Source organism: Streptomyces sp. SM1, from assembly GCF_002910825.1.
In the GTDB taxonomy this organism is placed as follows: domain Bacteria; phylum Actinomycetota; class Actinomycetes; order Streptomycetales; family Streptomycetaceae; genus Streptomyces; species Streptomyces okerensis.
The window spans coordinates 1-10989 of the sequence record NZ_NEUB01000955.1 but is presented as its reverse complement, the minus strand read 5'-3'; the positions used below and the strand labels follow the sequence as shown (position 1 = coordinate 10989).

The window sequence follows — 10989 nt, the reverse complement described above, 5'->3', positions numbered from 1 at the left end:
TTGACATCCTCGCCGCCCTGAAGGACGGCGATTCCCGCCTGCCGCGCCGTTGCAGGCTGCGGTGTCGAGTGGGTTCCTGCTTCGCCGCGCGGTGCCGGGACGAGTCCCGGTCTTACCTGCGCTCCACAGGCTGACACGGCCAGTCCGGCCGCCCTGGCGATGTTGACCGCCGCGTTGATGTCCCGGTCCAGGACGGCCCCGCAGGCCCCGCAGGTCCACACACGGACGTGCAAGGGCTTGGGGCCGTCCTTCACGCCGCACTGCGAGCACACCTGAGACGTGGGCTCGAAGCGGCCGATGCGGACGAAGGTGCGCCCGTACCGTGCGGCCTTGTACTCCAGCATGCTCACGAACGCCGACCATCCGGCGTCGTGCACGGACTTGGCCAGGCGCGTGCGGGCGAGCCCCTTCACCGCCAGGTCCTCCACGGCGACCGCTTGGTTCTCGCGGATCAGCTTCGTGGAGAGCTGGTGGTGGAACTCGCGGCGCGCGTCCGCGACACGTGCGTGTGCCCGTGCGACGCGGACCCTGGCCTTGTCCCTGTTCTTGCTGCCCTTCTCCTTGCGGGACAGGTCCCGCTGGGCCTTCTTGAGGCGCTTGGCGGCCCGGCGCAGGAACCGCGGGCTGTCGGCCTTCGTCCCATCCGAGAGGACCGCAAAGTGCCCCAGCCCGAGGTCGATGCCCACCTCGGGCATCGACTGCGGCAGCAGTTCCCCGGGGCCGGTCTCGACGACGAAGCTCGCGAAGTACCGGCCCGCACTGTCCTTGACCACGGTCACCGTGGACGGGGTGGAGGGCAGGGATCGGGACCACTTGACCTTCAGGTCGCCGATCTTCGGCAGACGCAGCTTCCGCCCAGGTGTGATCGACCAGCGGGCGTTCGCCGTGAACCGCACGGACTGCCGGGTGTCCTTGCGGGACTTGTACCGGGGCGCACCCATACGCGGGCGCTTGCCCTTCAGCCCGTCGAAGAAGTTCCGGTACGCGGTGTCCAGGTCGCGCAGCGACTGCTGGAGGACGACCGCCGAGACCTCGCCGAGCCAGGCCCGCTCCGGGGCGTTCTTCGCCTCGGTGATGAGCGCCTTCGACAGGTCCCCGGTCTTGGGGAACGGCAGCCCCTGGCTGCGGGCGGTCTCCCGGGCGCGGAGCGCGTCGTTGTAGACCACCCGCGCACACCCGAACGCCCGTGACAACGCGCTGCACTGACCGGCGCTCGGGTACAGGCGGAAGCTGTACCGAAGCTGCACGCCGATCATGCTACACAGTTGGTTTATGGGTATCGATGAGAACGTTCGTACAGGTCGCCACTGCATCTTCCGCATGCACGTCCACTTGGTTTTCGTGACGAAGTACCGGCACTCCGTCTTCGGCGACCGGCACCTGACGCGGTGCGAGGAAATCATGCGGGCCGTGTGCGAGGACTTCGAGGCCGAGCTGGTCGAGTTCAACGGCGAGAACAACCACGTCCACCTCCTCGTGAACTTCCCGCCGAAGGTCGCCGTGTCCAGGCTGGTGAACTCCCTCAAGGGCGTGTCCTCCCGACGCCTCCGTCAGGAGTTCCCCGACCTCGTCCGCCATTACTGGCGGGCACAACGTCTGTGGTCCGGCTCGTACTTCGCCGGGTCGGCCGGCGGTGCACCGCTCAGCATCGTGAAGCAGTACACCGAGCAGCAGAACCGGCCGCTCTGACCCGGGTTGAGGTGAACAGTGCCAATCCATGCACACGGCTGAGGTCAGAGCAGTTCTCAGATTCGCTTCACCACCGGGCTGAAGCCCGGTGCACTGCGAATAGTCCCAGTAGCCGCGCCGACACCGCCGCCGGCCCCCGTTCCCGGGCCGGCGGCGGTACGTCGTGCGGTGACGGCACACGTCCGGCGCGGCCAGTGCTCCCTGATGTGAGCAGTGCTCTCGACATCGGTCGGCGTTCTCTTCTGTGAGCGGTGCTCTGGAAATCGGTCGGCGTTCTCTTGTGTGAGCGGTGCTCTGAATCGGTAACGCTCACCGAGGGTGAGCAGTGCTCTCGTAGGCGAGCAGTGCTCCGCCGGTCGGCCAGTGCTCCGCCGGCGATCAGCGCTCCGGCAAGCGAGCAGTGCTCTCTCTTGTGATCACCGCTCCCGAAGCGCGGCTGCACCCCCGGAGCGACGCCGGTCGGCACCGAAACGCCACGCCACCACGGGCACGCGGCCCCCGCACTCCCGGCCCCGTCCTGCTCCGACCGCCGGCGTGCGGCGGCACCCGTCAGTAGGGCCCGGCCTACGCCGGCGAGGGCACACCGGTGCCGTTCCTGGGGGTGTGTTCCGGTCGGCGGGAGGCGAACTGGGTGCGGTACAGCTCCGCGTAGCGGCCCCCGGCCGCCAGCAGCGCCTCGTGCGTGCCGCGTTCCACGATCCGGCCGGCCTCGACCACCAGGATCAGGTCGGCCGCCCGGACGGTGGACAGCCGGTGGGCGATCACCACCGCCGTCCTGCCCTCCAGCGCCTCGGTCAGCGCTTCCTGGACGGCGGCCTCGGAGGTGTTGTCCAGGTGGGCGGTGGCCTCGTCGAGGATGACGACGCGCTGGCGGGCCAGCAGCAGCCGGGCGATGGTCATGCGCTGGCGTTCCCCGCCGGAGAGCCGGTAGCCGCGTTCGCCGACCACCGTGTCGAGACCGTCGGGCAGGGTCCGTACGAGGGTGTCCAGGCGGGACCGGCGCAGGGCGTCCCACAGTTCGGGCTCGCTCGCCTCCGGGCGGGCCAGCAGCAGGTTGGCGCGGACCGTGTCGTGGAAGAGGTGACCGTCCTGGGTGACCATGCCGAGGGTGGCGCGCAGCGAGGCCGCGGTCAGGTCGCGGACATCGACGCCGCCCACCCGTACGGCGCCCGAGTCGACGTCGTACAGCCGCGGCAGCAGCCCGGCGACGGTCGACTTGCCCGCACCCGAGGAGCCGACGAGGGCGACGGTCTGCCCGGGTTCGGCGCGGAAGGAGATGCCGTGCAGGACCTCCTCGCCGCCGCGCGGGTCGAGGACGGCGACCTCCTCCAGGGAGGCGAGGGAGACCTTGTCGGCGGACGGGTAGCCGAAGCGGACGTCGTCGAACTCCACGGCGACGGGCCCCTCGGGCACCTCGCGGGCGTCGGGCCTCTCGCGGATGAGCGGTTCGAGGTCCAGGATCTCGAAGACCCGCTCGAAGCTGACCAGCGCGCTCATCACCTCCACCCGTGCCCCGGCCAATGAGGTGAGGGGCGCGTACAGCCGGGTCAGCAGCAGCGCCAGCGCGACCACCGCGCCCGGCTCCAGCACACCGCTGAGGGCGAGGCGGCCGCCGAGGCCGTAGACCAGGGCCAGGGCGAGGGCCGAGACGAGGGTCAGCGCGGTGATGAACACCGTCTGCGCCGTGGCCGTACGGACGCCGATGTCACGGACCCGGCGGGCTCGGACCGCGAACTCCTCCGACTCCTCCCCGGGTCGGCCGAACAGTTTCACCAGCGTGGCGCCGGGCGCGGAGAACCGCTCGGTCATACGGGTGCCCATGGCGGCGTTCAGGGCGGCGGCCTCGCGCTGCATTCCCGCCATGCGGCGGCCCATGCGCCGGGCCGGGATCACGAACACCGGCAGCAGCACCAGCGCCAGCAGGGTGATCTGCCACGACAGGGTGAGCATCACGGCGAGCGCGAGCACCAGGGTGACCACGTTGCCGACCACGGTCGACAGGGTGTTGCTGAAAGCCCGTTGGGCGCCGATGACGTCGTTGTTGAGACGGGAGACCAGCGCTCCCGTACGGGTGCGTGTGAAGAACGCGACGGGCATACCTTGGACATGGTCGAACACCGCTGTCCGCAGATCGAGGATGAGTTCCTCGCCGAGCGCCGCCGACAGTCTCCGGCCGATCACGCCGAGGGCGGCCTCCACGATCGCGATCAGCGCGATGAGCAGGGCGAGGCGGACGACCGTGGCCTCGTCGCCGCCGGCCACGATCGCGTTCACGACCCGTCCGGCGAGTACGGGGGTGGCTACGGCGAGCGCCGCGGTCGCCGTGCCGAGCAGGACGAACAGGGCGATCCGGCGGCGGTGCGGACGGGCGAAGGCGGCGATGCGGCGCAGTGTCTCCCGGGTCACGGGGCGGTGTTCGTCGTCGGCGGACATGACGCTGCGCAGCTGCGTCCACGCCGTGGTCTCCATGCTCATGGGCCCGAAGATAGAACCTCGACCATGATTGAGGTCAAGGACGCCGCGGTCGCTGCCCGTCCTCTCCGGCCGTTCCCGGGCCGTCGGCGGCCGTCCGTGCCGCCGCAACCCGCCGTGGGCGCGCGGGGGACGGGCTCGGCCGGCGTGACGCGGACGGTCCGCCGGATCCTGTGTGTGCTGCCGCTGCTGCTCGTGACGGTGGTCGCGGTGCGGCACCGGTCGGTGCTGGCCGAGGGGTTCGCCCTGCTGGCCACCGCCCGTCCGTCCTGGCTGCTGGCCGCGGCGGGGGTGACGTGTCTGACCTGGGTGGCGGCCTCCTTCACCCGGCAGGGCGCGGTCGTCGAACGGCTGCCCGGACGGCGTTTGCTGGCCACGCAGTTCGCGGCCGGCGCGGCGAACCACCTGCTGCCGACGGGCCTGGGCGCGAGCGCGGTGAATCTGCGGTTCATGGCGGTGTGCGGGCTGACACCGGCCCGCTCCTCGGCGGCTCTGGCGCTGTATCTGCTGGCGGAGTCCGTCGGGCGGGTGGGGCTGCTGGCCGTCCTTCTCGTGGCGTTCCCCGGCGCGCTGCGGTTGGGTCCGCTGCTGCCCGACGGGGTGTCCGGCCCGCTGGTGCTCGTGGTGGGCGCGGCGCTGCTCGCCGCGGCGGCTGTGCTCGCGGCCGTTCGGCGGGTGCGGGCGGTGCTGCGTTCGTTCCTGCGGACGGCGCTGGGTGAGGCGCGGTCGGTGCACGCCCTGCCCTCGCGGGCGCTGGCGCTCTGGGGCGGCGCGCTGGCCTTCCCCGCGTTGCAGGCGACCGCGCTGGTCCTGGTGGGGAAGGCGTTCGGGCTGTCGGTGCCGCCCGCCCATATGGCGGTGGCGTATCTGGCGGCGACGGTCGCGGTGGCGCTGGTGCCCACTCCGGGCGGGCTGGGCTCGGTGGAGGCGGCGCTGGTCGTGGCGCTGGTGGCGGCGGGCGGGGCGGTCGCGCCGGCGACGGCGGTGGTGCTGGTCTTCCGGGTCGTCACGGTGTGGCTGCCGCTGTTGCCGGGGGCGGTGACGCTGGGCGTGCTGGTGCGGCTGAAGGTGATCTGACCCGCGGGGCGGGTAGGGTCCCGGGTCCATGGCCCGACCCGCCGAGAGGGGGACTGTCATGCCGGTCCGGACCGAGCACCGGGGAGCGGTCACCACGGTCGTCCTGTCCCGCCCCGAGGTGCGCAACGCGGTGGACCGGCCGACGGCCGCCGCGCTGGCGGACGCCTTCCGCGCGTTCGAGGCGGACGACGAGGCCCGGGTGGCGGTGCGGTGGGGGGAGGGCGGCACGTTCTGCGCGGGCGCCGATCTCAAGGCGCTGGGCACCGGGCGCGGCAACCGGGTCGCCGAGGACGGGGGCGGGCCGGTGGGGCCGACCCGGATGCGGCTGTCGAAGCCGGTGATCGCCGCGGTGGCGGGTCACGCCGTGGCGGGCGGGCTCGAGCCGGCGCTCTGGTGCGATCTGCGGGTGGCGGAGGAGGACGCGGTGTTCGGGGTGTACTGCCGCCGCTGGGGCGTGCCGCTGATCGACGGCGGTACGGTGCGGGTGCCCCGTCTGATCGGCACGAGCCGGGCGCTCGACATGATCCTCACCGGGCGTGCGGTGCCCGCCGGGGAGGCGTACGGGATGGGGCCGGCCAACCGGGTGGTGCCCGTGGGGCGGGCCCGTGCGGAGGCCGAGGAACTGGCCGCGGTGCTCGCGCGGTTCCCGCAGGCGTGCCTGCGTGCCGACCGCGCCTCCGTACGCGAACAGGAGGGGCAGGACGAGTCGGCCGCACTGCGCGGCGAACTCCGTTACGGGGCAGGGGTGCCGGCGGAGAGCGCGGAGGGCGCCGCCCGGTTCGTCTCCGGGGCGGGACGGCATGGCTCGTTCACGGACCTGTGAGACCCGCCGTGGTACGAACTCCCCCTCGGGATACGGCAGGATGAGCGATCGTGCCGACCGCGGGTCAGAGCGGCCGGCCCGCCGTACCTTCCGTTGATTTCGAGCAGGTGACCACGTGACACGACCTCACATACCCCCGCCGCGGCCGTCGGACCGGACACGCGCCGGAGGTGAGCGGTGACCCGCTCGCTCACCGTGGACGATCTGGTGTTCGCCGGTATCGCCCTCGCCGCCGGTCTGCTGGCGGCGTTTCTGCTCAGGATGCTGCTGCGCTGGCTGGGCCGGCACGCGGAACGCACCGGCTGGCGCGGGGACGACGTCCTCGTGGACGCGCTGCGCATGATCGCGCCGTGGGCGGCGGTCGCGGGCGGTGCGGCCTCCGCGGCGGCGGCGCTGCCGCTGACCCGTACGGTCCAGCACAACGTCAACCAGACGCTGACCCTGCTGGTGATCTTCGCCGCCACGGTGTCGGCCGCCCGGGTGGTGGCGGGGCTGGTGGCGTCGGTCACCCAGGCCCGTTCCGGTGTCGCCGGGTCGGCGACCATCTTCATGAACATCACCAGGATCCTGGTCCTGGCGATCGGCTTCCTGGTGGGCCTGCAGACGCTGGGCATCTCCATCGCCCCGCTGCTCACCGCCCTCGGCGTCGGCGGTCTGGCGGTGGCGCTGGCGCTCCAGGACACGCTCGCCAACCTGTTCGCGGGCATCCACATCCTGGCCTCCAAGACCGTGCAGCGGGGTGACTACATCCGGCTGAGCAGCGGGGAGGAGGGCTATGTCGAGGACATCAACTGGCGCCAGACGACCGTCCGCGAGCTGTCCAACAACCTCGTGGTCATCCCGAACGGCCAGCTCGCCAAGTCGAACATGACCAACTTCATGCGGCCCGAGCAGCAGCTGACGATCCTGGTGCAGGCCGGGGTGTCGTACGACAGCGATCTGGAGCAGGTGGAGCGGGTGACGAAGGAGGTCGTCGCCGAGGTGATGACCGGGATCACCGGTGCCGTGCCGGAGCACGACCCGGCGGTGCGGTTCCACACCTTCGGTGACTCCCGTATCGGCTTCACCGTGATCCTCGGCGTCGGCGAGTTCAGTGACCAGTACCGGATCAAGCACGAGTTCATCAAGCGTCTGCACCGCCGCTACCGGGAGGAGGGCATCCGCATCCCCTCCCCCGCGCGTACGGTGGCGCTCCAGCAGGGTGCGGTGATGTTCCCCCAGCAGCGGGACGCGGGGGCCGCGCCCGACGACATGACCACCACCCGGCCGGTCTAGGCCTGTCTGACGATTCCCGTCTGCCCCGCCGGGCGACGACGGGAATCGTCGGACAGGCCCCAAGGCCCGGGCGGCCGATCTCCCGCCACCGCGAGACGATGGTGTGGCGGGAGATTGCCCGGAACTCTGCGTGGACCCCTGTCGAGCCGCGGGCCGTCACAAGATATCTTGATGTCGAGCAATGTTGCAGACGTGGAGCGGAGCACCCGGTGACTGACTCGACCATCATCTATACGCACACTGACGAGGCCCCGGCCCTGGCGACGTATTCCTTCCTGCCGGTGGTCCAGGCGTACGCCTCGCAGGCGGGTGTCACCGTGGAGACGCGTGACATCTCGCTGGCCGGGCGCATCATCGCCGTGTTCCCGGAGTACCTGACCGAGGACCAGCGCATCCCGGACGCCCTCGCCGAGCTCGGTGAGCTGGCGAAGACGCCCGCGGCCAACATCATCAAGCTGCCGAACGTCTCGGCGTCGATCCCGCAGCTCAAGGCCGCGGTCGCCGAGCTCAAGGGCCAGGGCTACGCGCTGCCGGACTACCCGGACGACCCGAAGACCGACGAGGAGCGCGAGATCCGCGCCCGCTACGACAAGATCAAGGGTTCGGCCGTGAACCCGGTCCTGCGTGAGGGCAACTCCGACCGCCGCGCCCCCGCGTCGGTGAAGAACTACGCCAAGAACCACCCGCACCGCATGGGCGCCTGGTCCGCCGAGTCCAGGACCAACGTCGCCACCATGGACGCGGACGACTTCCGCTCCACCGAGAAGTCGGTCGTCATCGCCGAGGACGGCGCGCTGCGCATCGAGCTCAAGGGCGACGACGGCACCACCACCGTGCTCCGCGAGTCCGTACCGGTCCTCGCGGGCGAGGTCGTCGACGCCTCCGTGATGCGCGTCGGCGCACTGCGCGAGTTCCTGACCGCGCAGGTCGCCCGTGCCAAGCAGGAGGGCGTGCTCTTCTCGGTGCACCTCAAGGCCACGATGATGAAGGTCTCCGACCCGATCGTCTTCGGCCACGTGGTGCGCGCCTTCTTCCCGAAGACCTTCGCTCAGTACGGTGACAAGCTCGCCGCGGCCGGCCTCACCCCGAACGACGGTCTGGGCGGCATCCACAAGGGCCTGGAGGCCCTGCCCGAGGGCGCCGAGATCAAGGCGTCCTTCGACGCCGAGCTCGCCGAGGGCCCGGAGCTGGCGATGGTCGACTCCGACAAGGGCATCACCAACCTGCACGTCCCCTCGGACGTCATCGTCGACGCCTCCATGCCGGCCATGATCCGCACCTCGGGTCACATGTGGGGCCCGGACGGCCAGGAGGCCGACACCCTCGCGGTCCTGCCGGACTCCAGCTACGCCGGTGTCTACCAGGCCGTGATCGAGGACTGCCGCGCCAACGGCGCCTACGACCCGTCCACCATGGGCTCGGTGCCGAACGTCGGTCTGATGGCGCAGAAGGCCGAGGAGTACGGCAGCCACGACAAGACCTTCGAGATCCCCACCACGGGCACCGTCCGGGTGGTCGACGGCAACGGCGACGCCGTCCTCGAGCAGGCCGTCTCCGCCGGTGACATCTTCCGCGCCTGCCAGACCAAGGACGCCCCGATCCGCGACTGGGTGAAGCTGGCCGTCACCCGCGCCCGCGCCACCGGCAACCCCGCGGTCTTCTGGCTGGACGAGACCCGCGCGCACGACGCCAACCTGATCGCCAAGGTGAAGCAGTACCTGCCGGAGCACGACACCGAGGGCCTGGACATCCGCGTCCTCAACCCGGTCGAGGCGACGAGGCTGTCGGTGGAGCGCATCCGCCGCGGCGAGGACACCATCTCGGTCACCGGCAACGTGCTCCGTGACTACCTCACCGACCTGTTCCCGATCCTGGAGCTGGGCACCAGCGCGAAGATGCTGTCGGTGGTCCCACTGATGGCGGGCGGCGGCCTGTTCGAGACGGGTGCGGGCGGCTCGGCGCCGAAGCATGTGCAGCAGCTCGTCAAGGAGAACTACCTGCGCTGGGACTCCCTCGGCGAGTTCTTCGCGCTGGTGCCGTCGCTGGAGCAGTTCGCGACGACCACGGGCAACAGCCGCGCCAAGGTCCTCGCCGACGCGCTGGACCGCGCCACGGCGACCTTCCTCAACGAGGACAAGTCCCCGACCCGTCGCGTGGGCGGCATCGACAACCGCGGCAGCCACTTCTACCTCTCCCTGTACTGGGCGCAGGAGCTGGCCGCGCAGACCGATGACGCGGACCTGGCGAAGGCCTTCGCGCCGCTCGCCGAGACGCTCGCCGCCAACGAGGCGAAGATCGTCGGGGAGCTGAACGCCGTGCAGGGCAAGCCGGCCGAGATCGGCGGCTACTACCAGCCCGACCCGGCCCTGGCCGCCGCGATCATGCGCCCGTCCGCCACCTGGAACGAGACGCTGGCGTCGCTGAGCTGACCCGAGCCTCCTCGTACTCCGCCCCGGCCGGCGATGCGCCCGGCCGGGGCGGAGCCGTGTCCGCCCGGGCCTGGGCGGCTCACCGTCGCGGGAGCGATCGGTTCCTCGACGCCGGCGTCGACGACGCCGTGGGACCGGGTGATGAACCGGAACCCCCCGTCCGTCTCCTCCCGGGCCACCGTCTCGATCTCGCTGCCGGCCGCCTCACGGGCCTGGAGGCCGTTGGACTCCTCGGTGGCCGCGTGCGTCGGGGTGCGGCGCCCGGCGAGGTCGGCGGGGCGGTCGGTCCCGATGCGCCGGCCAGGGTCGGCGACGCGCTCGTCGCCGACCGGCACGAGGACCCTCGGGGGTCCGCGTTGTCAGTGCGATGTGACACCTTGATCCTTCCTCAGAGCACCGACAACGTTCCCGGAGCAGCCGTATGACCGACGTCCCGCCGTCCTTCGAGTTCCTTCCCGGCGATGCGGACTCCCCCGTGATCCTCCATGTGCCGCACTCCGCGCGGGAGATACCGGCCGAGGTGCGATGCGCAATCGTGCTGGGGGATGCCGCGCTGGAACGGGAGCTGGACCACATCACCGACTCGCACACCGCGTCGATCGCCGGGGCGGCCGCCGGGGCGGCCGGGGTCGCGCCGTGGCGGTTCGTGAACCGGCTCTCACGGCTGGTCGTCGACCCCGAGCGGTTCCCGGACGAGCGGGAGGAGATGCTGGCCGTCGGCATGGGGGCGGTCTACACGCGGACCACGCACAGGGAGGCGCTGCGGCCCGAGGGCTTCCACCCCGAGCCGCTGATCGAGCGGTACTTCCGTCCGTACGCGCGGGCGATGACGGAAGCCGTCGCCGACCGGCTCGCGGCGACCGGGCGGGCCGTGATCATCGACGTGCACTCGTACCCGAGCGCGCCGCTGCCCTACGAACTGCACGGCGACGGGCCCCGGCCGGAGGTCTGCCTGGGCACCGACTCCTTCCACACCCCGCCCGGGCTGCTCGCCGCAGCCCGCGAGGCGTTCGCGCCGTGCGGGGAGACGGGGCTGGACAGCCCGTTCGCCGGGACGTACGTACCGCTGGAGTTCTACGGCAGGCGGGCGGAGGTGTCCGCCCTGATGGTGGAGATCCGCCGGGACACGTACATGTCGGAGCCGGGCGGCCCCGCGGGCCCGGGCCTCCCCCGCCTCGCCTCGGCACTCGCCACCCTGGTCGACGCGGTCTCCGGCTGACCCCG

Annotated in this window: 9 protein-coding genes; 6 read left to right on the top strand and 3 right to left on the bottom strand. The window is 71.6% G+C overall.

The window, feature by feature from the left end; all coding sequences use genetic code 11:
* Positions 1-1247, bottom strand: a 1247-nt coding sequence (locus tag B9S61_RS33400; protein WP_258039666.1) for a transposase, incomplete at its 3' end; no start/stop codon positions are given.
* A gap of 25 nt (positions 1248-1272) precedes the next feature.
* Here B9S61_RS33400 and tnpA point away from each other — a divergent pair.
* A complete protein-coding gene (tnpA, locus tag B9S61_RS33395; protein ID WP_103542771.1) occupies positions 1273-1689 on the top strand; it encodes an IS200/IS605 family transposase in 417 nt (138 codons plus the stop codon).
* Between the two features lie 564 nt (positions 1690-2253).
* On the opposite strand, the gene B9S61_RS33390 is transcribed toward tnpA, so the two are convergent.
* Positions 2254-4158, bottom strand: a complete 1905-nt coding sequence (locus tag B9S61_RS33390; protein WP_103545521.1) for an ABC transporter ATP-binding protein — start codon at positions 4156-4158, stop codon at positions 2254-2256.
* 180 nt (positions 4159-4338) lie between these two features.
* Here B9S61_RS33390 and B9S61_RS33385 point away from each other — a divergent pair, with 180 nt between their 5' ends.
* From B9S61_RS33385 to B9S61_RS33370, 4 genes are all read left to right on the top strand, one after another.
* Positions 4339-5238, top strand: coding sequence for a lysylphosphatidylglycerol synthase domain-containing protein (locus tag B9S61_RS33385; protein ID WP_103545520.1), 900 nt, complete (start codon positions 4339-4341; stop codon positions 5236-5238).
* Between the two features lie 58 nt (positions 5239-5296).
* Positions 5297-6061 (top strand): crotonase/enoyl-CoA hydratase family protein, encoded by a 765-nt coding sequence (locus tag B9S61_RS33380; protein ID WP_103545519.1) that lies wholly within the window; start codon positions 5297-5299, stop codon positions 6059-6061.
* A 177-nt stretch (positions 6062-6238) separates the two neighbouring features.
* Entirely contained in the window at positions 6239-7336 is a 1098-nt protein-coding gene (locus B9S61_RS33375) for a mechanosensitive ion channel family protein (protein ID WP_103545518.1), read from the top strand.
* A gap of 209 nt (positions 7337-7545) precedes the next feature.
* Complete coding sequence (locus B9S61_RS33370; protein WP_103545517.1) at positions 7546-9765, top strand: NADP-dependent isocitrate dehydrogenase; 2220 nt, start codon at positions 7546-7548, stop codon at positions 9763-9765.
* Here B9S61_RS33370 and B9S61_RS33365 read toward each other — a convergent pair.
* Complete coding sequence (locus B9S61_RS33365) at positions 9684-10100, bottom strand: DUF5713 family protein (RefSeq protein ID WP_103545516.1); 417 nt, start codon at positions 10098-10100, stop codon at positions 9684-9686. The two genes, B9S61_RS33370 and B9S61_RS33365, sit on opposite strands and share 82 nt — an antisense overlap.
* A gap of 86 nt (positions 10101-10186) precedes the next feature.
* On the opposite strand from B9S61_RS33365, the gene B9S61_RS33360 reads away from it, so the two are divergent.
* Positions 10187-10984, top strand: coding sequence for an N-formylglutamate amidohydrolase (locus tag B9S61_RS33360; protein ID WP_103545515.1), 798 nt, complete (start codon positions 10187-10189; stop codon positions 10982-10984).
* Positions 10985-10989 lie beyond the last annotated feature (5 nt).